The sequence below is a fragment of the Thermogutta terrifontis genome (genome assembly GCF_002277955.1).
Classification (GTDB): domain Bacteria; phylum Planctomycetota; class Planctomycetia; order Pirellulales; family Thermoguttaceae; genus Thermogutta; species Thermogutta terrifontis.
The window spans coordinates 13234-38784 of sequence record NZ_CP018477.1; the positions used below are offsets into that span (position 1 = coordinate 13234).

Consider the following 25551-nt stretch of genomic DNA (forward strand, 5'->3'; position numbering starts at 1 on the left):
GCCGTACCGATGGTCGTCCCCGAGAATGCTCGACGGGCATCAAACCGGGCGACCTTTGCGGGGTCGCTGAAGCATCCGCTGCCGCATCCGTTTCATGAGATGGGCATAGCGCGTTGCAGGCCGACGAACGATGCGTTTTGTTTTCCTCGGCAACCCTTTGTCGCTGGTCATGGGTACCCTCCCTTTTGTCGCAGAAAGAACGTCTTAACGGCGGAAGCCGGCACCGGGCAAGCAGCCCCGGATGAGCTCCTGCCTGCCCCGAATCCCTCGTGCCTCTTTTTTCCCTCATGAAAAATCCGCCTCCCGCGTTTCCCAATTCTACATACGATCTACCGAAAAGGCAGCGGTTTGACGTGCTCGTTGTGCCCGGTGAGGGGAATTGGATCATCGAACGTTGAACGGGGGACTGAACGTGTTGTGTGGGGCAATTCATGAATTGCCCCTACCGATTAACCAGCGGAATGTGGACGCGACATATGGAGTGCGGTGCTTAAGCACCGCTTTTTGCGCGGGACTTTAGTCCCCGCTGAAAGGAAATCGATGATCGAACGTTGAACGGCGGACCTGACAAGCAGGTCCCTCCGAAAAGCGGACGTGACAAGCACGTCCCTCCGGAGAAGGTCGGAGGGGCACGCTCGTTGTGCCCGGTGAGGGGAATTGGATCATCGAACGTTGAACGGGGGACTGAACGTGTTGTGGGGGGCAATTCATGAATTGCCCCTACCGATTAACCAGCGGAATGTGGACGCGACATATGGAGTGCGGTGCTTTAGCACCGCTTTTTGCGCGGGACTTTAGTCCCCGCTGAAAGGAAATCGATGATCGAACGTTGAACGGCGGACCTGACAAGCGGGTCCCTCCGGAAAAGGTCGGAGGGGCACGCTCGTCGTGCCCGGTCAGGGGAGATGGGGCATCAATCGGTGTTCATCGGACCCGACAAGCGGGTCCCTCCGAAAGAAACGGACCTGACAAGCAGGTCCCTCCGAGGGGAAGAGGACGTGACAAGCACGTCCCTCCGGAGGCGCGCATGTCGTCGGGTAGGGGCAATTCATGAATTGCCCCTACGGCGTCCGGTGGAGAATGTATTCCATCCCATGTCATTGGCCGGGGTGTAACCGAGCCCGCTAATTTCCTCGGGCCTAAATTACTTTCTGATCGAACCCCGTGCCGCAGTTCGCGCTCCCTTTTTCATCGCAGAGAACAACCGGGGCCAGGGCAGGGAATTGGCGGAGTGGCGGTGTCATCTATGGGATGAACGACAAAAAGGGTTGATAAAAAACCCCGCCGCTCGCAACCATAGGCGAAACGACGGGGCCGGAACAGAGAAGAGGCCGAACGAATTAATTCCCGTGTAATTTCCCGCGCAACTGTGCGTTTGTCCCCCTACGCTTCCAACTTCTATCTTACCAACCCGATCCCGGTTGTCCACAGACTTTCCGCACGCCGGGAAGCCTGTCAATGGGTGCCCCATACGTTGGGTATAATGCCACCCCAAAGTGTTATCGCCGCCAATCTTGGCTCGTCATTAGGAGAAGTCAGAGATCGCGAAGCCGCGTGGATTATTCAATACCTTGCGGAGCGAGATGTCATCGCCGGATGGCCGGAGCGACCGCCGCATAAAAGCAAAACGAGTAAAGCGGCTCAACACCCAACTCTGCGTTTTGATCTTAGCGGGGAAGGTTCATCTGTCTGGACTGGCCAGAACTCCAGCGGGATTGATTAGCCGGCTCACGGCCCGGGAATTATCCGCTCATGCGTACCATTCGCGCTCGCGCTGATTGCCAACCTTGTAGTAAGCGTCTTTGAACATGGCAACGTCTTCCGCCACCTGGAAGTCGAACATCCCCACGATGACGAAGTCCGCGCCATTGCGGAGAGCGAACGGGAACCCCATCCGCGGATGGATGGCGCCGGCGGCCAGCACTTTGAACGCAAACCACGGTTTCTTGACGTTCTTGAAGAATTCTGACGTCTTTTTCCAGTCCAGGCACCACATATTATCACGGTAAGTGCCCGCCTGCTGACCCTGCGGCAAATACCAGCACCATTCCTGGCGATTCTCCGGCGTGGTGGCCGACCAGTATTGATCGTGATGGAAGGTCTTCACATAAAAGTCAGCGCCCACGTTCTGAGCTTCGCACTGCATGGGGGTTTCCAGGGAGTGGCTGCCGATTCCCGCCGGTACCCCCGCCTGTTTGATGAGTTCGATTGTCTTGGCGAGGATATCCAGCCGACCAGCCATCGTTTGCCGGTCGGTGGCTTCCCCGTGTGTGTAGAGAAAAGTGGCGCCTTTGCTCAAAAGATCTTCGATCTGGTTCTTAACCTTGCCTGCGTCTGCATCAGGGTGAATGCAAACGAGGGCCTGCATCTTGCCCCCGCGCTCGGTGAGATAGCGGTGGAAAACGTTGATACAGGCAGGATCGAGCTGGACGGTGTTGATGCCGTGCGATTCGCACAGGGCCAGTGTCTCAAAGACCTTTTCGTCGGTGTTATACGCCTTGAACAACCGGGAGACATAGAGGAGATCCCGGCTGTGGGCCCAGCCGCCGATCAGGTTCCCTCCGATGATCATGCGGCTGATCTTGAGCTTGCCAATTTGACCATAAGGCATCGGCCGGTCATCCGCCGGAGCTTGCGCCCCCTGAGGAGCTCCCTCCTGAAGGGCAGCCAGAAGGATTCGTTCTTCCAGACTCAGTGCCGCCGCGGCGCCTGCTGTCCCCAGGACCGTTCGTGTCAAAAACTCTCGCCGATCGTTTTTGTCGGCCATGGTCGATCTCCTTTTTTTGGGATGACGTTCACTCACGCCTATTGAACGCGTTATTAAAAATCGTTGTACTCACACGGCGGAGGTTGTAATTACGACCAAGCGGGAGTCGGTGTGACCTCAACGCGTACGGCTGCTTGGCCACGTGCATGCCTTCATTGTCAGCCGACTGCATTTTTAACTGCCGAAAATGCAGTGTCAAGCGCTTTTGACGAACACGATAAAAAATGCCCACCTCATGCGCAATTTTTTACGGTCGCGGAGCTGCCAGGGCTTTCCGTTCCAGGTACCACACCCAACCGCAGCGTTCATACCGGCGATCGCGAGATTTCTCCAGGAGGGCCAGCGTCACTTCCCAAAGTGCCGCCCGAAGTGCCGACTCCTCTCCTGGGCCGGCGTGCTCCAGCTTTTGCCACAGTTCTTCCCGCCGCTTGACGAGGCCGTCCACCTCAGCCCGTTCCTCCGGCGTCAAATCCCGGAATTGAACCACCCGGCGGTTGACATCCCCCAAAATCAGGTCGGGGAGATGGTCTCCGTTGATATCGGCGGCAATGGGGCAGGGACTCCAGCCCGGGCACGGCCGCCATAATTCCCGTCGCCCTTTGTTGCGGTGTGGAATCGGCAAAACGCTCTCCTCCGCGACGGCAGTCACCAGCGTGAGTGGAAAGTCCCAGGCCGGCTTTTCTTCCGTGCCCACATTCCGCACCCAGACAACGCTACCGGAACGGGAACCGATGACCAGGTCCATCCGGCCGTCGCGGTCCCAGTCAGCAAAGGCGGGGGCTGCCGCTCCTTCGAGCTGAAGTTCCCACCGACCGATCTGCACCGCCGTCGGGACCGTCCAAACCGGTTTTTCAATTGACCCCTGCTGGAATGAAAGGAAGACGTTTCCCGCTTGATCTCCCGCCACAAGTGTCCAGGCCAGCTCTTTTTGGAGGTGGCCCACCTGGGCTGAGAAAAGGTAGGGGACGCGAAGCGCTTCTCCCTTTTCGTTGACCAACTTTTCCACTCTACCGAAAGTACCATCAGCCCGGCCTCGAATCAGGACGAGCTCGCCCGTGCTCGTTCCCACCAGAAAATCGGGACGACGGTCCTGATCAAAATCCAGAACCTGTAAAACCGTCACCTCGTTGCCGGAGAGGGCATTCCACGGGCAGTTGGGTGCACCCATTTTCCAGCTTATTAGGGGGCTAGGCCCCAGTTTACTACCGTCCAAGCTCCAGACCTGGCATTCGCCGGTTCCCCGGGCACTGAGAACCAACTCCGGTCGGCCGTCACCCTGCCAGTCAAAGAGTCCTGGCACAATACCCGTACCTTCGTAGGAAACGGCATCCTTCTCCGTCCGCAATTGGACTGGTTCGGCAAGCTCCGGGGCATAGTCCCAGTTGATCTCGGGGAGTGGCACCGTGCCCGTGTGCACGGCGTGGGCCAGTTCGGTCAAGACGGGCAGGGCTTCCTGGGGAATGGTGAGGGTGGCTCCTGAACCCAGGCGAATCTCGGTGGGCAGTTGCTTGATCTCCCAGAGGGACGCCCCGATGAGGATGGCCGTCACATAGTCGCCAAGACTCGTGGCGCGGTCGGAGGTCAGATCATTCATCCACGGCGCAGAACCACCGCGTTTTTTAAGCATATCCAGCGCTGCAAGCCCGGATAGCGGACGGAGCGTCGGGAAGTCTCCGGCCCGCTTGAGAACCTCCACGCGCTCGGCCTCCAGGGCTGCGTTAATGCGAGGCATGGGCGAGAGCACCCACAGCACTTGCGGAGCCAGACCGCTGAGGATGTGAAGGTTGTCCGCCAGCACGCCGGGCTTCCGATGCACGAGGAGTCGAGCCGCCTGGTCGTAAACCACCACGGCTTCATATTGATAGCCGGGTTGCTCACCTTTCTCATCGGGTGCGACGAGCCCAGTGAGAATCTCCTCAAGGGGTCGGCCTTTGGCAGGGATTTCACGCACTTCCAGTGCGACGCCATTCACGGCCCCAAGGGCCTGAAGCGCGTGGCGGACGGTTCCCGCACTCCAGTCGGGATCTCCCAGGAAGGCCAGGCGGAATGGCGGTTGGGCGGCCGAGGCCGTCGATGGTCCATCTTCCGCAGCGTCTCCCCGCGGATAGGAAGCGCCAAGAATAAGAACCGCCAGGGATGTACAAACCAGAAACGACTTTTTCACGCGGCCATTCGCTCACAGAATTGCAGGAGATTCCAGTCATCACCGGAGCCAGCCACCCTGCCAAGATTGGGAGTCTCTCAGGGCTGGTTCCACTGCTCGATCTGTCTTTGCAAAGCCTGGCGATCGAAATTGTTGGGCATCGGTTCGTCGAGATTTTCCAAAAGCTCGTCGATGGTTGGTGTTTTGGTTTTCAATCCCTCGGGCGGGATGTCAAGATGCGCTGTCCAGGCAATGGCGTTCAGCACCACCATCCGATACTGATCGTGAGCCCAATTCCAGTGGAAGTGTCCACCGGTAAACCCGAATCCTCGTCCACCATCCGGCCGTTCGTAGGCCCAGGCGACATGCTCGGGCATGCCCTTTCTCGCCCGAACGGCCGGGTTCCCGCTGTGCGGACCGTCGGGACCCATCCGGGTGCGGTCCGGCGGAATCGCCGTGAGAATCGGCGTCACGCCTTTCATATCGTCTACAAAACGCATGTGGTAGTACCATTCGTCGTTGATGCTGAAAGGCTTGACCCCGCGAGTGACGGGATGATCCGGAAGCTCCTTGAATTCCGCCAACCAGGTCGGATTGACCGACCAGAACGTTTCGTAGTAACCGCCAATCCAGGATTTCAGCTTTTCTCGGGCTTCGGGCGAGGCCACGTCCAGGGCATAGTGCAACACCACCAACCCTGCTCCCTCTTTGATGGCCGCCTCAAGCTCCGCAAGATGTTGGGCGATGATGTTTCCCCCGCCACCGTCGGCAAAGATCACGATCGTGCTCGCACCGGACAGGGCGTCCTTCTTTTCCGGCCAGCCGTTCGTGTACACGACGGTCTCAATTGCAGGCAGGGCCTCCTTGAGCTTTTTGGCCAGCAGCAGGCATCCCGCATTGTGCTCGTGGCTGCCGAAGCCGTGGCTGGGTCGGCCGGCAATAAACACCACCCGCTTGGCAACCGCGGAGGATTCCCCAAGACAGGCAGGCGCGCCCCAGACCAAGACAATTCCCGCCAAGACGATGGCCAAGCAGCCAAGTTGGGTCCTTGTCAGATGTTCATACATGGTGATTCCTCCCCTCGCAAACGATAATCGGCTGATCCGAGTTTCCCGAAACCTCTTGCAAATCTCTCCATTAAACCGGGCCACCAACCCTGTGAAATCCCGCCGAAACACTTCGCAACGGGCTCACAGGCAAACCGTCTATATTTTAATTGCCGGGGTTACAGTCTGCGGCAGAAAGCGGACAGGCCAGCACTCGGGAGTGACAGTCGGCCCGAGGCTAGCAACCCCATCAGTGTACGTTGGCGAACGGCAGCATTCCACCAGCACGTCAAAGGCAGCGCTGAGAAGCAGCTCCCCGCGCGATCGCTGGAGGGGCACGCTTGCCGTGCCCGGGCAAAGGGAATTGATCATCGAACGTTGCACAGCGGACGTGACAAGCACGTCCCTCCGAAAAAGGTCGGAGGGGCACGCTCGTCGTGCCCGAAAAAAAGGAACACGTCATGAATGGAGGCCGTGGAACGCGTCTGTCCATTGCATGGATTGGGGGATCGGGTTCCACGCCGACCGGTCAGCTCCGTTCCGCCAGGGCCAACGGCAAAATTGGTGAAGGCTAAAGCCTTCACCAGAAAGCGGCGATAAATCGCCGCACTCCATATGGAGTGCGGGGCTTTAGCCCCGCTTTTGGCGCGGGACTTCAGTCCCCGGTGAAACGGGATGGGTGATCCAACGCTGCGCGGCGGACGTGACAAGCACGTCCCTCCGAAGAAACGGACCCGACAAGCGGGTCCCTCCGAAAAAGGATTCGGAGGGCCACGCCCGTTGCGCCCTTTCCAGCTTCCCAGAACCCCTCGTGACGTCCCTGACTTGTATGAGGGAATAAAATCCGCTAAAACTTTGGCAGCCAATTCAAAGGCAAAAATGAGTTGAGGAAAGAGATGTTGAATACGGCAGAAGGAGGTGGAGTCATGTCCTTTGACACAATTGTCTCGCAGAAACTGGCGATTGATGGGGGACCCAGGGCGGTGACCAATAAGTTGCCCGGCTGGCCTCAGTTCACGGAGGAAGCAATCCAGGCCGTGGAGAGGGTTCTCCGCTCGGGCCGTGTCAATTACTGGACTGGCCCGCTGGGGATGGAGTTCGAACGTCGTTTTGCCCAGTGGCAGGGAAGCCGGTTTGCAGTGGCCGTCTCCTCAGGCACAGCGGCTCTCCACGTGGCGCTGTCTGCCCTCGGGATCGGTCCCGGCGATGAAGTCATCGTGCCCAGCTACACGTTCATCGCCACAAGTTTTGCTGTTCTTCAGGCAGGGGCTATCCCTCGATTCGCCGACGTCAACCTCGAGGACCACTGCATCAGTGTGGAATCAGCGGAGAAACTCGTCAACAAGCGGACAAAAGCGATTATTCCTGTCCACCTTTACGGCAATGTCTGCGATATGGACAAAATTAATGCCTTCGCAAAGAAATATAACCTCTATGTTATCGAGGATAATGCCGAAGCTTATGGGGGAGAATACAAGGGCAAAAAGACGGGAACGCTCGGCCATATTGCGGCCTGCAGCTTCTGTCAGAACAAGACCTTTACCACGGGCGGAGAGGGCGGCATGGTGACCACCGACGATGAGGACCTCGCATGGGAGGCTCGCAGTTTCCGCGATCACGGCTATGACGTCAAGGAACGTCTTAATCTCCTGGAACTTGAACAAAAGCTGCCATATATCCACACGCGGCTGGGGTGGAACTATCGGATGACGGAAATGCAGTCCGCCATCGGGCTGGCCGAGCTCGATCGCATCGACACGTGGAATTTGCCCCGCCGACGCCGCAATGCGCATATTCTGATGGACGCCCTCATGCCATTGCCGCAGGTGAAATACGGACCCATCGATACCGAGGAGCGCCGCAACGGTTTCTATGTGTGCGCATTTTCACTGGATATTGAGAATATGGGCTGCGATATTCAGCAATTTGTCAATGCCGCGATTGCTGAGGGCGCGCCCGTGTGGAAAGTCTTTTGGCCGCAATGTCATACGGAGCGAGCCTACAGGGAACACCGGGGTTTCGGCCGGACAGGATTCCCATTCACCTCTAAGGAATATACTGATCCGGAAAGTGTCGATTATTCAAAGGTAGATGTCCCCAATGCCCGGTGGCACGAGAGGCATACCTTCACCTGTTTCGCCTATCCGACATATTCGGAAGAGGACATGCGACAGATTGCGGCCGCCCTCGTCAAAGTGATTAAAGCATACAGTTGATGAGATAAAAGGCTAAAAACGATCTGGCGTCGCGGAGAGTTTTGTTCTGTTATCCTGGCTCGTCAGTGTGGAGGGTACGGACAATGCCAGAGAAGCTCGGCGTGGGCGTCATCGGTGCAGGCGGGATCGCTTTTCGCAGGACGATCCCCGCGATGCTGAAAACAAAAAACGTGCGGGTCGTGGCGGTGATGGATCCCGTGGATGTGGAGAAAGTCGCGAAGACATTTCGCATCCGTCGATACTACTCAGAAATAGAACCGCTTTTGGAGGACCCGGAAGTAGAAGCCGTCTATATTGCTTCTCCTGTTCATTGTCATCTGGAGCAGATAGAAGCAGCCGCACAGGCGGGAAAGCATATTCTGTGCGAGAAACCGCTGGCGCGGAATCTGGAAGAATCGAAAAAGGCCGTGGATATTTGTCGGCGAAAAAAGGTGTTTCTCCAGGAAGGCTATATGATGAAATTTCACGGTGCGCATCAGATGATCAAAGGATTGATCGACGAAGGCCGACTGGGCAAACTCGTGTATATTCGGGCACAGCTTTCCTGCTGGTATCCGCCGATCCCTGGCGCCTGGCGGCAGGATCCGCGGACCGGGGGTGGGGGTGCGCTCATCGATATGGCGACGCATCTTTTGAATCTCCTCGAGTTTTTCGCCGGACCGATTCGGCGGCTGGTGGCGCTGACCGGCAACCTGGTCCATTCGTACCGTTCGGAGGATGCCTCGACGATTCTCGCCGAGTTCAAGGCGGGAACACACGCCACAATCGATTGCTTCTGGTGCATCCCGGATGAGGCCAGCCGCACAAGATTGGAGCTCTACGGTGCGGCAGGCGCTGTCTTTACGGAAGGCACCATTGGGCAGAGCGTGGGCGGAAAGGCGGAGGGGATCTTTGGACTGGGGTCGGCGGGCTACGATGCGGCCCAGAGTAAGGACGTGGTCCGCAAATTCCAGCCGCTTCCGTTCAAAAAGATCAATCCCTATCAGGCGGAATGGGAGTATTTCGCGCAGTGTGTTCTGGATGGCCGTGCCCCGGAAATCAACGGCCCCGCGGAGATCCTGAGAATGGCGAAACTGGTGGACGCAGCTTACAGCTCGGCCAGGAAAAAGGCCTTTGTGAGCGTTTAGCGCCCCACATGCCAGCCGCAGATCGTCACTGGGCCGGGCCAGCAGGGAAAATGTGCGGACTGAGAAGGAGGGGCAGATTTACAGCGTTTGCAGCAGGCGGGCTGGTGACGTGCCGATGGCTTTTCTCGTGGTCAGCACTGTCATGACGATCCAGCACGCAGCTACGGAACAGGCGATCATCGAGACCATCGCAGGACTAAACTGAAAGGCCAGGCTCGCGTAGCGCGACGCTTCAGGAATAAGGGCCGGTGCCACTAGGTACTTTCCCAACAGGAAACTTGTAATAACGGCGACAATTGTTCCCAGCAACCAAATAATTAGCGACTCCGTAATAAACATCCACCTGAGAAATCTTTCTGACATCCCGATGGCTTTGAGTAAACCGATTTGAGCCATCTTTGCCTCGGTGCGCAGGGTTTGCACCGCTGTAAGGACGAGCATTAATCCTGTAAAGATGAGTATAAGAAACGCCGTAACAAATCCTGCCTGAATCAAATTAGATCGGTTGAGCTGTTCTAATCTGTTGATTGTGTCATTTGTATCGCGGACATAGAAACCGTTCTGTTCCAGCTTTTGTTTCAGTGAGCGGAGATGGCTGACGTCCTTCACATAGATAGCCCCCATGTTTTCTGCCGGAAGCGCATGGGGATTGACTTGTTGATTGATGGGACGGGCGTCCTTCCAGAATTCCTCGCTCGCCGGAGAAAATCCGGCAGTGGTCATCAACGAGTTGATTTTTTGCAGGAACGTGGTCCAGTCTCGAATGTGGTAACCATTGTCGCGCCAGGTTTCAATCCTCCAGGCGCTGCCGGCTTTTTGCGGGACGAACATGCGATAGGTATCAAAAGCGGTCCGAACCAGCTTCGGCAACTGGGCGGGCGGAGGCCAGTCTGCGGGAATCGGCCCGGTGACCAGGATAGCGCAACGCACATCGGCGTGTTCCTGGAGAAAGTCCGCATACCAATTTTTATCCACGACGAATTTGTGGCCCCAGGGAAGCTCATCGTAAATCGCGGCAACTGGTACGGACACAAGTTCACGGTTTGGAGCCTCAATAAACAGTTCCCGCGGTTCGGGTTCGCTGGGACGCCAGCCGAGTTGTTCAAGTAGTTTGCGGCTGACGTACAGACCTGAGGTGGGTTTGTCAGTTTTCTGGGTCGTCCGGTTTCTGAGAACGGGGTCCTCTGGATCGCGCGTTCGGCCTGTCACTGACAGGCTTCCCGCCAAAGGATCTGATAATAAGCCGAAGAATATGTCAATTTCATGGAAAAAATACCAGCCAGATAGTCCCGGCTCATTAGTTAATAGTCGACTCAGTTCTTTTTTACGTTCCGGGGTAAATACCTGTTCTTTAAGTCCGGGAAGCCCGACCCAGAGACAGAGCGTCAACGGGTCTTCGAGAACGATTTGCCGCTGCACGGCATAGAGTCCAAAGAGAATTCCGTAAACTTCTAATGGAAGAAAGACCATGAGTGCGACAGCGAAAACGCAAACGAACGTGATGAGCCGCACCCTCGGCCGAACCATGCCACGCCAAACCATCCAAAAAAGAATCCTCAGGACGTTCATGGCCTGCACCGTCGGCTTTCAGTCGGAAGAAGCCATCCACTGGGTGATAGCCGTTATTCCCCCTGCCGCTTCCAGCTCGGATTTGGAAACCACGCGATTCTGAAGGAGCCGCCCCACACAGTTGAACACCACAAAAGTGTCACAAAAGTCCCAGGCTTCTTGAAGGTCGTGGGTTGCTATGAGTAGTGTGCGTGGAATATCAATCGTTTGATCATGTAAGTGACCGTCATGCCAATTCCGAAGGATGGCGAGCACTGCCTCGGTGCTCCGTGGATCAAGATTGCTCAGGGGCTCGTCAGCAAACACGACCAGTGGATCATGGATGATCGCACGAAGAACGGCAATCCGCTGGCGCTGGCCCCCCGAGAACGGGCCGAGGCGATCGGCCAGGGCGATTAACTCGCCATCGATGGCTTCCACCATTGTGAGGAGTTTTTCCGCCTTTCGCCACCATTGCTGTTTTGAGTATCCCTGGAGTACCAGTGGGAGGGCGATATTCTCACGGCATGTAAGATGCGGAAAAAGACAAGCAGTCTGAAAAACGAACCCGAAATCGCGAAGACGGAGCCTGTCTTTTGCCGAACGATCGGCCAGGCGCGTGTATTCCACGGCCTCGCCGGTTCTCGGGCATCGGTACGTGATCAACCCTGATTTGACTACTTCTTCGGAAATAAGGCCCAGGAGATGGAGAAACGTGGATTTGCCCACGCCGCTTCGCCCGACGACGGCCACTTTTTTCCCCAGGGGCACCTGGACCGTAAGCCCGCGAAAAATATAGATCCCATTACCATAGCCTACGGAAAGATCCTGAATATCAAACAGAGGGGATGTTTCACGGCCATTCATCGCGCACCCTGACCCAGTAATACTTGAGCAATCCGTCCGGGAGAGAAAACGATCGCGACGTCGGTTGCCGACTCGTCCGAACCCACTGACCGTCCCGCCACCGGTAATCGCATTGCTCCTCGTTCAGAATGTCGTTCAGTCTTAGCATGCGAACCTGAATCTCTTTCAGGTCTTCCAAGGAGACGTCTCCGCGAAGAATTCTTTCCAGGCGAGCTTTGGCCCCTTCCAGAGCCGTCATTTTAATAACCAGATTTTCAATAGTGGTTTTATCCTCTTCACCGAGTGCATGTTCGATTATGGACTTGATCTTCTCGGTGTCCCATTGAGTACCTATTTTTGCCCAGAAAACACGCAGTGCCGAATATACACTCTCCAACTCGCCGGCGGACAGCAAAAGCACGTATTCAGTGCAGCATTTATTCTGCATGGCGGCCAGGAAATTGTCCTCCGGCATCCAGACGTAACCGTCCAGAACTATCTGAAGTCCTTTGACATTGCGTATTTTATCGATGATCTCTTGGTCAAATCCCGTTGTGTTGAGCAGCTTTTTTATTGTGGTATCAGTAGTGACGGCCGAAAAGTTCCCGAGCCTCATTTTTCTAATATCTGTTTGAAGTTTCTGTTGTAGCTCAAGGAGGGCATTGAACGCTTGAAGGATCAAAGTAACTACCTGACTTGCCTCGCGAACATTATAAACGGTGGCAGGTATGACCGATGAGTCGCCATTTGCACGTTGTGTTATTTCGCTGTTATAAAGTTGTGCAATCGTATTCATTTGTTTCCAAAAGGCCATGGCTGGAGGCCGTCCGTCGAGCCTCTCGGGAGGATAGACCTGGATGGCAATGAAGCTGATGGGCGTTGTGTAATTGTGGAGCAGTCGACTCACAATCTGTTTTTCCTGCGGATGCTGGGGATCATTCTCGTCAGATTTATCGCCATCGTCACCAATAACGATGAGCATTTTGAGCCGATCGGAGCTGAATCCCGCTTGATCAATCGCCTGTTTAATGCCATCGAAGACCATTTCCCGTGGATCACCCCCTGCCGAGACCTGATGGGTGCGGATTTTGTCAATGAGCCTTGGCAATTGATCGGGCGGTTGGAGGGGAGTCACCTCGACGGGAACGAAGTGTGTGCTCGTTTTGTCATTATAAAAGGTGACCCCAACTCGAAGTTGAGGACGCATGGGCAGCTCTCGAAGGGAGTCAACAATCTGTTCAACCGCACGAGCCGCGTGCGGGAACAGGTCGACCATGCTCTCCGTATCGTCAATGACGAACATGAGTTCCAGCGTTTCCAACCGCTGTTGAATAATCGCCAACCTACTCTGCAAATTGGCAATATCTGCTTCCGACGCCACGGGAATACCCTGCTCGTTCACGAGCCCCCCAGGAACACAGACTCTGAGGAGCTTCCAGCCCGGATACTGGTTCTGGATCTTTTCTCGATATCTCTCCGCATCCTCCCAGCGAAGAATGGGAAACCGCGGCCAGTCGGGCGGTTGCGGAACGGGCCCGTTGTCGAACGGTTCACGGAAGAGGTACTGACGGCTGTCTGTGTTGGCTTCTGGACCGGCCGCCAGCGCCTCGTCGGGGCTCGCCCAAATTTTGCCAGGATGCATGGGGCGGCCTGGCGCTGTGCTCCACTGAATGGCCTCGCGGGTTGTCCAAAGCTGGAAATATTTCAGCTCCACCCAGCCTATGCCCACGGTCTGTGCATGTGATTCGTCCTGCCCCAATTCGTACTGCATTGCCAAATAGGCCCAATCGCGCTCTGAGTTGTCCCCCGTCTTTGCCATGACGAAGTAAAAATTGAAAAACTTGAGTTCCATCGCGGTCTGGGCATCCATTTTGGGCTGTGTCCGCGCGGCGATTTGCCTGAGTCTCCCGGTTTTATCGATGGCTTCCTCAAGTTCTGCTATAGAGGGCCGCAAAAAGGCCTTGAGGTGGACTCCTGTCACCGGATCTTGAAGGGCCTCCCCTTGGGGAGCCACATATTTTCGCGGGACCCACCCCAAATACTCCTTCACCGTTACCACCCGACTATTGCCGCTTTCATCGTCCAGTCTGGCCAGAAGGAACCACTCTTCGCCGGAGGTTTTTGAGCTGGATACCGTCGCACTTTGCCGATAAACATAAAAATACCGGCCCAGATACTTGAGAGGAGTATTGATTTCCTCAGCATTGTCGTCGGGTTGGGAACGCGGTTTTAACCCTTCGTACAAAGTAAACACATACTGGTTATAAATAGATGACCATTCAAACGAACGCCGAGATTGTACCGCCTGAGGGATTGCCACTTCCCCCTGTGCCGCTTCACCAGCCAACAGGACTAAAAGTACTGGCCAGCACCAAGGAATACGCATAGGTGGTCCTCCTTGTCAAACGATCACCGTTGGCTGTTTCGGTAAACAGAGATTTTCTTATGCTGTACAGGTTAACGTGGTTGGTTTGTGTTATTCTTGACAATAAAATAGGCGGCCTCTTTTTGCAGTATTTCAAGGAGAGTGTTCGGAACCGCGTCGGGAAAATTAGGAACAAGATGCATGCTCTGCGCGTTGGCAAGTTTCCGCACCTGCACGAACGACTCTTCCCCGACCAGCACCACGTGGACAGGCACGTTCATTGATCCGATTTCCTTGAGGTCCTGTTCATTGAATTCCTGGCTGGCCGGGCAAATGATGATCACAACATCGACCCGACCAGCTTGATCGACCTGACGAGCTTGTCGTAGAACTTCTTGAAGCAAATTCCACTGGATTCTGCCGGTAGCATTGGAGGCAGGAGTCTGACGGGCCAAAAGTTGCTGTCCGGACTTATAAACTAGTTCACATTTATCTTGCTCCTGAACATAACACTCGAAATCAAAGGGGAACAGACAATTGCTCAGACGCTTTTCCAATTCTGACCAATGTGGATGGTACTGGGATTCCTGTAAGTTTTTGGAATGGACAAACCAAATGAGCGCTTTTCGTTTTCCAGCGCTGATCTGTGACATGAACATCACCAAATCAGATAGCTCTTGAACAGATGTAGTGAGCTTATCTAGCGCAGAGAAAAGGTTTTCGGATTGTTCCTTGCCACGCTTATCAAGTTCGTCAACCTTGCCGTCTATAGTGCGGAGTGTCTTTCCGAGTTCGTTCGCTTGCTCGGTAAATGTTTGGATCAACTGATGGCTAAGATTGGTTATCTGCTCGGAGGTGGCTTTGTTTTCTATCTTATTGAATGTTTCATGCTGTAACTTGTCTATCGTGGCCTTTAAAGTAGCTAATTCCTTATTTGTCTCTGTGACTCTCAGTGCAATCAGCACAAGGAGCACCGTTATCAGAATAATGGTCAGTAAGAACAGAATCACTCCCGCTAGCGAAAGGAAGACGGGCCATCGGCGTGACTTTGATTGCTCGTTTTTTTGGGAAGGCATGCGTTACCTCCTTTCTCAGGCATCATTGTGTTAGTTTGTCAATAATCGTTCGCGCCACGGCAGTGGCCGTGTCGGCGTCCAGCCGGTCGGCATTCTGTAACTCGATGACATAGGCCTTTTGATTAAAGAACGCGGTAAGTTTTCGAGAGCGTCGTTGCGGAACACCCTCGATGGGTTTGCAGACCCAGATGCAGTGGAGCGGTAAATCGTCGGGGACCTTCAGAATAGCCGTGGGGGCATCGTAATCGGGATTGCTATCACTGCACCAAACCACAAAGACCGCCCGAAGCGGCTCGGTGCAGCGCTGCGCGAAAGCCTGTGCTGTCTGAAACGCAGTTTCGAAAGCGTCTTGAAAATCCTCTTTCTCGCGAAATGGCAACAAGGGGTTCGTCGCGCCCTGGTTTTGGCTGGCCGGTAGCGGTTGGCGGTTGGCATCCACCAACCAGATAGCCTTGCCGAGCAAGGAGGTCTGTGGCGGAAGTTGCTGCTGGATGGCCCTGGCGAATGCCCATGAGTCGCCGGGAATACTCGTCACGGGAATCAGAACCAGCACATTGCCCTCCAGGGTGGGCTGGGCCTGAATGGTGACCGTTACCGCAGGATCGCTCGGCAGGCGGACATTCGTGGGATCATGGAAGACCACACGAAATGAAAGATCATTTTTCTCAGACAATTGTAAGCCATAGACGGTGAGTTTGATCACATTATTCGTGGTATTATCAAAAACCAGCCGACCTTCGATTGGCCCGACGTAGTGCCTGCCCGCCCTGGCCGTTCCATCCTCGGTGTGAAACTGGACCGTGACCGGCCAGGGATAGGTTTTGCTGATCTGGACAGGCAATGAAATTTCCTGCTTCGCCAAAGGGGGCGGACAAACGGAGAGAGGCTGTACTACTAACTGCGGAGGCCGAGGGGGATAAATAAGTTTAATCGACTTTTCAATCCGGTCCTGGGCAACACCGTCAACCTCTGTGACCACCACCTGAAAAAAACGTGTTTGTTCATAATCCGCATCCTGCGCCGGGAGTAACCGGATGGGAAGCTGGACCTCGGTTTGCCCGGGCGGAAATGTCAGCTTCGTATCGATGGGCACATAGTGACGTCCCGCGAGGGCCGTCCCATCGCGAGTTTGTACGTGGACTATCACAGGTGACATGACCGGCTGTGAAAGCTTGAATGTAACCACAGCGGCTTCGGTCCCCTGCGGGGCGAGATTCACATCGGAAGATTCCACGAGAAGTTTCGTACTGCCGCCCGGAAACTGCACCACGACGCGCAGGCGTTGTTCGACACGCAGCGTGTTGTCTGCGGACCACGCCCGAAGATTGAGCCAGAAATCCTTCTCCGCCGCCACCAGGGGAATTCTGAGAATCCGGATGGGAATTGTAAAATGGTTCTGCCCGGCCTTCAGTTCCGTGGTGCCCTCACCGGCTTCGAAGTCGCTTCCCGCAATAGCTGTTCCATTACTTGTGGAAAACTCAGCGCTCAGATTTCCCTCGCACTGCCGCGATAAGCTGACGCCCAAGAACAACTCCATGGGCGAGTTGACGATGACTTTGGGTGTATCCACGATAAATTGTAATGACTCATTGTCCGCAATTGTAACCGCAATATGATCACTTTCTAGTACTATTCCCGGGGGCGCTTTTAGAGCGATCTCAAAATGCTTCGCAACTGGAATGTCGATGATAGCGTCGTCAAGAATGTCGAGATCAATTGTGGCCTCGGTCTGACCTGGTACAAAATTGATCGTGGGGGTAAGTAAATTGAATTCACGGTTGGCTCGGGCGGAGCCATCCTCAGCGGAAATTTCCAAGGACACGGGAAGATTGATGGCCTCGCCGGTGAGTTTGACGGGCAATCGGAGGGTTTTTGCCGATTCTGAAACCGTGACCTGTACTCCCGTCGGACAGACGACCTTCCACTCCAGAGACTGCCGATACCGGACCTGACTGAGCCAAACGATATTGACAGCGCCAATTAAAGCAAGTGTTAATAACGGTGGAAGCAGAAGTATGGCATTTATGCCGTTGAAAGAGCTCCGTTTCATGTCTGCTATCCCCGTCCGTTGCCACAGATGCGCGAGCGCAATTCAGTTTTCCCAAATGAATAAATTGTCGGCATCGTCGTGATAGGGAGGCTTGTATTCATCTTGCCGTGTTTTTTTCTCGTCAGCGGATTGGGTCCCTTCATCCAGCGCTGGGGCCTCCTCGGGAAAACTACGCTCAGGGGGGCTTTCGGGTGTTGGTTCGGGAGTGCCGGCTGGATAAACTGCCGTTTCCGTTCGGTGTTCCATGGGAGACTGCGAGGGCAGGTGCTCGTCGGATTCGATCTGGGCCTCCTCCTCACCGGAAGAGAGCAAAGAGCTCCTTTGCCATGTTTGGACCAGTCTCACGTGGATGGGAAGTATTAGCGTGTTGGCCAGCACCGCTACACCCAAGCTCAACGCGGTCAGGGACCAAATGGGCCACGATAAAGTTGCCAGTGACGGGACAGAGTGTGGATAGCAGTTATTCAGGCGCTTCATCTGAATCAGCCAGATGGCGACTGTGAGAAAACACAGGGGAAGATAGTAGCTAAGGATGTGACTGCGAGCCAGGGACCAGAAATATGATCCCGCGAGACGACGGATTGTAAGTTCACGGCCTTCGCGATTGCGGAGTGCGCGGTCAAGCTGGTCGTTTAAGATTGAGATAATCCGTGACGCGGTTGACCGATCGTGTGTAAAGAATTCGACACAGATGGCAACGACCATGAAAACGGGCGGAGCGATGCCCAGCACGATGGTTGCAAGGAAGATGAGGAAATAGTCGTCCATGATCGGGCCGGCAGAGAAAAACATCCAGCCGGCACACAGCAGGCAAAGGGCCACCATGAGCCACACGAGCGTCACAAAGAGAAAGGGCCTCGTGGCGGAAGTCTTATCATTTGTCATATCGTGCGGGAGATGATTTGCCATATCTTTGGCCGCCCGATCCATTAATCCCTTCGATACTTCCAAATCTTGCACGCCAGCAAGGTTTTTTCGCCATGTTTAACGGCACGACGGCGAACATAAAAGTTATTTGCACCGATGGGTATATCATTCTCATTTTCGATCATGACCCAAGTGCGACGCTCGTCGGCCTCACTCATAGTGCCTGGCTCCCAGAAAGTGAGCTCCAAAGATTTGGCGAGCTTATTCAGGTGCTCCCGTAGACTGTCTAACTTTTTCAGAAGATTCTCATCCAGGTGACTTTTTGTCGGTTGGGGGCCATCTTCCGGAAACTCCTCGGTGAACTTCTGATAAAGCTCAACAAACCAATCTATCCAAATATCACGAGGGTCCTGATGTTCGCTGGACTGGATTTGTTTAAAGCGTTCCGGTGCGTCCCTGACGAGATCCTGGAGAAAACCAAGGGCGGGAGTTGTATTGACGATTTCGCGGATGGCCGCGAAATCCTCGGGCGGTTTTCCAACAGATATTCGAAATTTTAAGGTGACAATTCGGTTGGTATTGTCGATGGAATCGATAAGCGGCGTAATGTAGCCCTCGGGGTAGGCTTCGTCAAATTCGTATTTCTCAATACCCTTCCTGGCGTTCTCTGAAAGATCAGCGAAAAACGCGGTGAGATCGTAATCTTCTGGCTGGATGGTCCAGCCGCGAGTCCGGCCATAGTCACGAAAGAGAGAAAATAAGTCCGTAGCGAGGGACGAATTGTTGCGCCTCAAATTGATTATATGGTTAAGGATGTTTTTGACGTCCTGGTCTGTAAGGGGGTTCTCATTATCACCGGTGAGAAACGCGTAGCATTCTCGGCGGAATAGCTTCCCGCATAGGGCGGCAAGGTCGCCAGGCGAAGTCGTTTGAGTTTGTTTCGATTTGTCGTAGAGCGCCCAGGATCGTTGAAGCGACTCGGGGGCCTTTTCTTGAGGTCCAAGGCTGACGGTGTAGCGAGAGTAGTGCGGATCGACACTCGCGAACTCGCTCGAGATGATATAGCCGGCTGGTAAATCGTTGAAAGTGACCTCGACGGCTGGGGGGAGTTCACGAGATTGGGTGTTTTTCCACAAGTCGGTGTTGCATCGTGCCTCCTCGCCTGTCTCAATCCTTGGATCAAGGTCGATCTGAGCACACTCGCGAAGAAGATCGAGCCAAGCTTGTGCCTTATCGGGGGGCATCCTCAGGGCCTGTGTGTTGCGCGAAGCGCACCGGAACAGCTCGTTGAGATTGTCCGAGATCTTTGAATCGTGTTTTGCTTGCTTGATAGTGTCCCGGAGTCTTAGGCAGGCTTCGTCGAAACGCCGCTCACGATGCGTCTCGATGAAACGAAGCTGTTTCGCGGTGGTGACCCATTGGATGAGCTCATCACACATCCATGACTTATCCACAGGTAGGTCCGCGACTTTTAAGATGTTCCGGGGACACTTGCCTGTGGAAACTGTCCAGGTGATGGGTTTACTGAAGGTGATTTTGTCACACCAAAAGCGGTCCAGTTGGAGGACGGTTCCGGCGGGCTGAGGCGGGTTACTAACGGGTTTTGCATGAACTTTGTCTTCTGGCAGTGATCGAATTTCGTCCTCGGACAGGTATAATTCGAGTTTGGGATAGTCCTTGACCTGTGGAAGGATTTCCAGGCAGAAGAAAGTCTTAATAAATTTATGCCACCACTTAAACAAGTTGCGTAATTCTGGATGCCTTGTCCCGTGGTCCTGGCAGGCGTGGTAGATCTTGTCAAGAGCCGTGAGTAACCTTTCGGCTGAAGGGTCGCGGAAGTTGGTGTTTAAGGCTTCAAGCACAAGTGGTTGCAATTCGGAAGCGAGGCTCCTGCACTCGTCAGGCCAGGTTTGTCCGAGCGCTTCAAGAAGGTTGCGGAGGATACTTGTTTGTTGTTCGTTCCCGGCCACTATGATGTAGGACCACTGTTTCGGAACCGAGCCTCGAGAAGGACCATTCGAAGAAGCGCGTTTCAGTGTGACCAGGAAGATTGTGAGTTTGTCACGCTGGTCGGTTAAGACAGCAGGCCAACGTTCGTTAAAACGTTCCACATTCAGCTTGCCTGCTGGAATAAATTCGGCACGAAGGCCGGTTACGCGAAGAAATTCCTTAACTGATTCCCAAACTGCGGAATCTCTGGTTTGCGTTGTCAACCAGATGTTGGCCAGCCGCATGACATCGCTTGGCTCGTCAGGATCAATGCTGGCAAGACGGAGCGCAGGCAGGAGTTCTCTCGGGATTTTTGCCAGACCTAGTTTGGTTAAGGCATCGAGTTGCGTGGCGAGCGATTCGGCGTTCCGAATCAGATCCAGGTATGCCTGTTCTGTAGGGGCATTATTAATCTGCTCTTCAATATATTCCGCACAAGCCTTTAACGTTTTGTCCAGATCCGTGAAGTGTTGGGATAGAGTGCCAAGAAATTGGATATCCCAGAAGTCCAAAAGCAGGAATAGCTTGAGGCGTGCGAAGGCCTGGCGCCGAGCAATGATGTCCTTCAATTGGGATAATTGATTGACTAATGTGTTGATATCATTTTGTATTTGTTGCAAACGGGACTGGTCAGATTTGATCTCGCTCATAGTCCGCCTGAAGTTTTAACTCGACGTTGATGGTTTCGGTGTGACCAAATTGAATTTGCGAGTGCCCAGTCCGAAATGCGTTAGTCCCTTGCCTTTGGCAATCGGATCCGGCCACGCTGGACTGGCGCGAAATAAACCGCTCGATCGATATCCCGCTGGCCAACAGCACGCTCGCCAGTGTCCTGACATTGGGCGATAAACTGGTGCTGATCGGGATCTATGGAAATAACCACTTCGCCTTTCACACCGTGAGGAAAATGAAACAGCAGGAACGGTTCGTATTCACCGCCCGGCCACTGGTTTTCGAGACGGATCCATTGCTGAGGCTTCCCGTCGGGGGAAGGCTGGACATGAATGGTTCGGGGCTCGAGGGTGTCGTATGACTCGCCTTCCTCAAAGAGGATCACGTGAGTGCGGGTGGCGGCGTTAAACCAGGCAACGGTAAACGGCAAACGGTTGCTGAGGCCTTCATCGAACTGAATCCGAATTCCGAGGGCGGACTCTTTCATCGCCAGGGCGAGGGCCGCTCCCTTGGCAACGGCATGTTTGATATCGACAGGATCCAAATTCACGGACCCGCCGATGGCGTCGGTTGCTAAACCGCTGGTCGAGCTGTCACCCAGAACGGATTCGCGAACGAGGTTTGTCACCAGGGGATAGCGGGAACCATTACCGATGATGAACACATCGTCCACAAGTCCCCCGCGAAAATGGAGTTTGGATTGCAGTAAGGCCTTGCATACTTTCACGCTTTTTTTAATATACGGCTGTACTAACGCATCAATTTCAGCCGCCGTAACGGACACGCCATCGACGATTTTCTTAAGATCGCTTTCTGGGACAGAAGCGACACTTGCAAGTGCCTTCGCGAGGGACTCTGTCAGTGCGGGGGCGTCTCTATCACCGTGTTTCACTGCTTGTGCATAATTCCACAGGTGCAATGTGAGTGCTTTGCGGGCATCCACATCGGAACTTACGGATTGAGGGTCGAAATCCGTGGGGACGAACCTGTCGCATTCCCGCAGGAATACCTCATCCTGGAGGCAGAGGCGAAGCTCAGCAGCTTTTGATGCATTTAGAGATCCGGCTCCCACGGTTGGCAAAGCTTTCAGTGCTCGTCCCGAGCGGCTAGCCAATTGCTGGGCGAGTTTGGTCTTTAGTAACAAAAACACGGCGATGGTGATATCGTCACCACCGAAATCACGGAGTCCCGTGCGTCCGAGAACCTCGAAGGTCAAACTCCCTCTTTCGGGAGAGGCGGCACGGACCAGGGAAATGTCGGTCGTAGCCCCGCCACAATCGTAGACGAGCAAGTAAAACCCTTCCGGGTAGAGCCAGCGAAATGTGTGAAGTCCCCCCGGCCCCTCGAGAACAAAATGTGCCAGATAGAAAAACGCCGCGGCGGTTGCTTCGTCCAGTGCCAGGGGAATCACTTCCTCCCGGCTTGCGTGCCCGGCCGGGTTGAATCGTTCGGCGAGCCGCCAGGCGTTGTAGATCGTGTTGACAACGCGAATGAGCTCCGACTTCATGTAGCTCGTGGGGTAGGTGACAACGACCCGCCTGGGGTAGGCACGCTGGAGATTCTTGAAAATCTGGAACAGTCGGCAGATAAAAAGCTCGGCCGGTCGTTCCGGCGGCAACTCGGCCTGGTAGTCGGCTGGCCTCTGCAAATTCGCCTGTGGAGGAACAGAATCATCAAGTCGCGTTCTTACCGAGATAGCCGCTACCGTTTTGTCTATTGTGAGCTGCCGCTTCGGGCTGACAATCAATCCATCCGAAGGGCGCGCCAACGGTTGCGCCGCCTTTCCAATGGCAAATGTATACCCCTCGACCATCCCGTGCAGTTCCGCAGGATCCGCGAGCCCTAATTGTTCCGCCCACTTTTGGGCCTCCGGACTGGTTGTATCGGTAACACTGTAAATTCGCAGGACGGAGGGTATAAAATCGGCGGACCTTGAAAAGGAGTATGATTGGGGATTATCTTCCCCAAACATGATTTCCGGGCAAATCAGGACACGGCTCGCCTGAGGTTCTTGATCGACACTCACGGCCGCCAACGTCGTATTGGTGTTGCCGAGATCAACGGCGACAACTCCGCCGAACGGCCTCGCGTACTCCGTCGGCTTCAGCGTGAGGCGAATACGTTTTCTAAATACGATCGGTTCTTTTTTCTGTTCATCGGTGCTGCGAAGAATCAGATAACAGTGAACAATAGGAGACAGATCAGGCGGGTTTTCATCTTGGCGATTCAAGTAGTTCAATATTGTGGGATGGTTGGTATCGATAACGAAAGCCATCTTCACGGAATCCTCGGGCCGCACAATCGCGCCAATAAACGGCGCGCTGCTACCCAGCTTGGGGCTTGACCCCGTGTAGTTACGAAGTAACTCAAGAACTTTGTTTCGGTCTCTTACAAATTCGGTTTTGGAAGGTGACTTCCCCTGCCGATCCGCTGGATGGATCACCTCAGCGCTTCTGATATTGAGGTAAGGCACGGCAGTGGACCAAGCGAGCGTCAGAAGCCCGTTTTGACTGCCAGAAAAAGAGCCGCGTATGGGATCCGAAAACCATTCTTCCAACCGGGGAGTGGAAAACTCGTAGTAGACCGGCCCGGTTCCCCAGTACACGTCGGAAATGTTGAGTTGGATATCTTCTTCCATGTCACACAATTTTCGCGCAAAACAACAATGATCCAACAATGATTTATCAAGTGCGAACGATTTCGGACATACGTCTATCAAACTCAGCCATCATTTGAGACCATTCGTGGGGCAAAGAAATGTCTCCACGATTAAACAAATCCAGCGCATACTGGCGGATCAGTTCCAGTAATTCTCTAACTTTGTCGTAAACTCGCAGAGTGAGAAGAATTGCTATCTGTTGTGAAACAACCTGCATTTTTCGAGTCATAACCTCCAGATATTCCTCGCCCGTGTAAATGGGCGCCGAATGATCGGGTAAATCCTCGAAAGGATTGTGCGCCTTGAATGAGGGAAGTTTTCCATTTATCCAGGACAGGTCCCGTTGATCGCGAGTTGCGCAATCCTCCAAGTAGTCTGCAATGCCGGAATCGCAAACGCCGGGCAGTGACAAGCTCCCATCGGCATGTTCGTGCTGACGCAGCTGTTCCACCAGAGGACGGTAGGCTGTCGTCGTCCATTCTGTTCGCAGGAAGGTTTGGATGGCGTTGTCCAGCCGATAAGCATGCATCATGAATTCTTCGCGCAAGCGAGTGTTGCCGCCCTCCCTGGCGATATGATCAACCAACTCCGAACGAAGCTCGAGAGAGTCCCATGTGGCTGAAAGGTCGTTGAAGAACTGGTTAGCGAAACTCCGAATTTGAGAGGGAGTGATGATGGCGGCCTGCAGGAGTCGATGTCGCCATTTGCTGATCCGCTCGGGCAACTCACCGAGCCGTTTCTCGTTATCCAACTCCCGGAGATGGCTGTAGAATGTTTCACAAAGCTCTGGCAGTCGGTTGCTGGCCTGACGCGCGATGGACTCGCCGACCTGCTTGGCGACCTGATCAACAATCAATCGTCGCAAGGCGCCAATTCCACCGTCCTCGCTGAGGCTGTCCCATTGTTGCCTCAGCTCTGGCCAGTCATCGGAGACAGCATCAATCAGTTCATTCACCCGCTTCCGAAAAGTCCCGTCCTCCATCCGGCGACGAAATCCCGCCAGATCATTGGTCACGAAGATGATCTGGCTTTGGGGAATACCTTTGTTTTTGGCGAAATTCTTTATTTGATCGAAAATGTTGCGGTCTTCACGCGTTGCACCGTTTCGGATATTAATATCATCACAGCGGGTGATGACCAGCCAGACGCGACCGCGAAGGTCGTGTCCCAGCACGTGCCGCAGATTAGTCACAATGGTTTCTACGATTCCGCCGAAGTCGGTAGCTCGGCAAAAGACAAAGGCCGCCTGAAGCGTCTTGAGGAACTGGTCGGTTAGAAAGGCATCGACACTGCAATCACCGTCATAGCCGGGAAGATCCAGAAGTTCAAGGGTAGGCGGGATGGCCTCCGTGCTGTATTCAATAATCACCTCGCGCAGCAAAGGAGTAACGTGGGCATCTTGTTGATCCCACGGATCGGGCGGATGTTGCAGATACCGGGCACGTTCTGCAAAGGGCACATTATTAAGGACGATACGGCTATCGGCAATGCTAGAGCGAAACCGCGCATAACTTCTCAGAAATAACGCGAGATACTCGACATCCTTTCGCCGTACCGGTATTTCATTGCCCGATGCATCCGTCCGGGTGCGGACTTCCTTAGTCCAATTTCTCAGAATATCCGGAATTTGTTGAAGTACAACCTCATCCTTTTCATTACCTTTAAATCCGACGAGACGAAGAAGAAACTGGCGTTTTTCCTCAAATTCGGTCGTGGAAAGGAAAACCGGACGAACGCAATGCTTTCCCGAGGCGGACTTGACCAGCCGGGTGATGACGGCCGTGGTGGGAAATCCCTGGCCCACCTTGGCCGGTTCCTCCTCGGTATCGGTCGCATTGAGCACATTATTGAAGGTGCTCGATTTGCCAGCCTGAAATGGCCCCAAAAAGCCGACGCAATATGTTCTCCGGGAGAGCTGTTCCCCTAATCGGGTCAGTGCACTGAGGGCCTTGTTGATCGATTCCGGCAGGTGACCTTCGGGATAGGACTGACAAACGATTTCAGCTAGGTCCCGGGCCAAATTGAACTGCTGAACCAGCCGAGCGCGATGGCCAACAGGAACGAGCGGACATGCCTCTTCCACAAGTTGGCGCAGCTCACCGTTCATGCCCGGCTTCCTCCATTTCGATGATTCCCATTCGCTGATCGTTAACCGATGCAAACAATCTTGTCCAAGAACA

Annotated in this window: 15 protein-coding genes; 2 read left to right on the forward strand and 13 right to left on the reverse strand. The window is 54.4% G+C overall.

All coding sequences use genetic code 11. The annotated features are described in order from the left end of the window. Positions 1 to 39: 39 nt before the first annotated feature. The 4 genes from THTE_RS18500 to THTE_RS00065 all read right to left on the reverse strand — a co-directional run bounded on the left by THTE_RS18500 (position 40) and on the right by THTE_RS00065 (position 5977). Complete coding sequence (locus tag THTE_RS18500; RefSeq protein ID WP_257789934.1) at positions 40 to 171, reverse strand: hypothetical protein; 132 nt, start codon at positions 169 to 171, stop codon at positions 40 to 42. Between the two features lie 1579 nt (positions 172 to 1750). Further along, the gene (locus tag THTE_RS00055; RefSeq protein WP_095413505.1) at positions 1751 to 2767 is read right to left on the reverse strand and encodes a hypothetical protein; all 1017 of its coding nucleotides are present in this window, start codon (positions 2765 to 2767) and stop codon (positions 1751 to 1753) included. A gap of 247 nt (positions 2768 to 3014) precedes the next feature. Further along, a complete protein-coding gene (locus THTE_RS00060) occupies positions 3015 to 4931 on the reverse strand; it encodes an FG-GAP repeat domain-containing protein (RefSeq protein WP_095413506.1) in 1917 nt (638 codons plus the stop codon). A gap of 77 nt (positions 4932 to 5008) precedes the next feature. Beyond that, positions 5009 to 5977, reverse strand: coding sequence for a ThuA domain-containing protein (locus tag THTE_RS00065; protein WP_095413507.1), 969 nt, complete (start codon positions 5975 to 5977; stop codon positions 5009 to 5011). A 905-nt stretch (positions 5978 to 6882) separates the two neighbouring features. Between THTE_RS00065 and THTE_RS00070 the strand changes: the two genes are divergently transcribed. Both THTE_RS00070 and THTE_RS00075 read left to right on the forward strand, forming a co-directional pair. Further along, positions 6883 to 8172 carry a DegT/DnrJ/EryC1/StrS family aminotransferase gene (locus THTE_RS00070; protein WP_095413508.1) on the forward strand — a complete coding sequence of 430 codons (1290 nt, stop codon included), beginning with the start codon at positions 6883 to 6885 and terminating at the stop codon, positions 8170 to 8172. Between the two features lie 83 nt (positions 8173 to 8255). Beyond that, positions 8256 to 9299, forward strand: coding sequence for a Gfo/Idh/MocA family protein (locus THTE_RS00075; protein ID WP_095413509.1), 1044 nt, complete (start codon positions 8256 to 8258; stop codon positions 9297 to 9299). Positions 9300 to 9377: 78 nt separating this feature from the next. On the opposite strand, the gene THTE_RS00080 is transcribed toward THTE_RS00075, so the two are convergent. From THTE_RS00080 to THTE_RS00120, 9 genes are all read right to left on the reverse strand, one after another. Continuing rightward, the gene (locus THTE_RS00080) at positions 9378 to 10841 is read right to left on the reverse strand and encodes an ABC transporter permease (protein WP_157731545.1); all 1464 of its coding nucleotides are present in this window, start codon (positions 10839 to 10841) and stop codon (positions 9378 to 9380) included. A 45-nt stretch (positions 10842 to 10886) separates the two neighbouring features. Beyond that, positions 10887 to 11714 (reverse strand): ABC transporter ATP-binding protein, encoded by an 828-nt coding sequence (locus tag THTE_RS00085; RefSeq protein WP_095413511.1) that lies wholly within the window; start codon positions 11712 to 11714, stop codon positions 10887 to 10889. Beyond that, the gene (locus THTE_RS00090; protein ID WP_095413512.1) at positions 11701 to 14079 is read right to left on the reverse strand and encodes a vWA domain-containing protein; all 2379 of its coding nucleotides are present in this window, start codon (positions 14077 to 14079) and stop codon (positions 11701 to 11703) included. The genes THTE_RS00085 and THTE_RS00090 overlap by 14 nt, the downstream gene beginning before the upstream one ends. 71 nt (positions 14080 to 14150) lie before the next feature. Then, positions 14151 to 15134 (reverse strand): hypothetical protein, encoded by a 984-nt coding sequence (locus tag THTE_RS00095; RefSeq protein ID WP_095413513.1) that lies wholly within the window; start codon positions 15132 to 15134, stop codon positions 14151 to 14153. 22 nt (positions 15135 to 15156) lie between these two features. Next, the gene (locus THTE_RS00100) at positions 15157 to 17184 is read right to left on the reverse strand and encodes a Calx-beta domain-containing protein (RefSeq protein ID WP_095413514.1); all 2028 of its coding nucleotides are present in this window, start codon (positions 17182 to 17184) and stop codon (positions 15157 to 15159) included. A 42-nt stretch (positions 17185 to 17226) separates the two neighbouring features. Then, positions 17227 to 18093, reverse strand: a complete 867-nt coding sequence (locus THTE_RS00105; RefSeq protein ID WP_157731546.1) for a hypothetical protein — start codon at positions 18091 to 18093, stop codon at positions 17227 to 17229. Between the two features lie 20 nt (positions 18094 to 18113). Next, positions 18114 to 20690, reverse strand: coding sequence for a hypothetical protein (locus tag THTE_RS00110; RefSeq protein ID WP_095413516.1), 2577 nt, complete (start codon positions 20688 to 20690; stop codon positions 18114 to 18116). A gap of 80 nt (positions 20691 to 20770) precedes the next feature. Further along, positions 20771 to 23350, reverse strand: coding sequence for an Hsp70 family protein (locus THTE_RS00115; protein WP_095413517.1), 2580 nt, complete (start codon positions 23348 to 23350; stop codon positions 20771 to 20773). Between the two features lie 46 nt (positions 23351 to 23396). After that, the gene (locus tag THTE_RS00120; RefSeq protein WP_095413518.1) at positions 23397 to 25478 is read right to left on the reverse strand and encodes a hypothetical protein; all 2082 of its coding nucleotides are present in this window, start codon (positions 25476 to 25478) and stop codon (positions 23397 to 23399) included. Between the last annotated feature and the right edge of the window lie 73 nt (positions 25479 to 25551).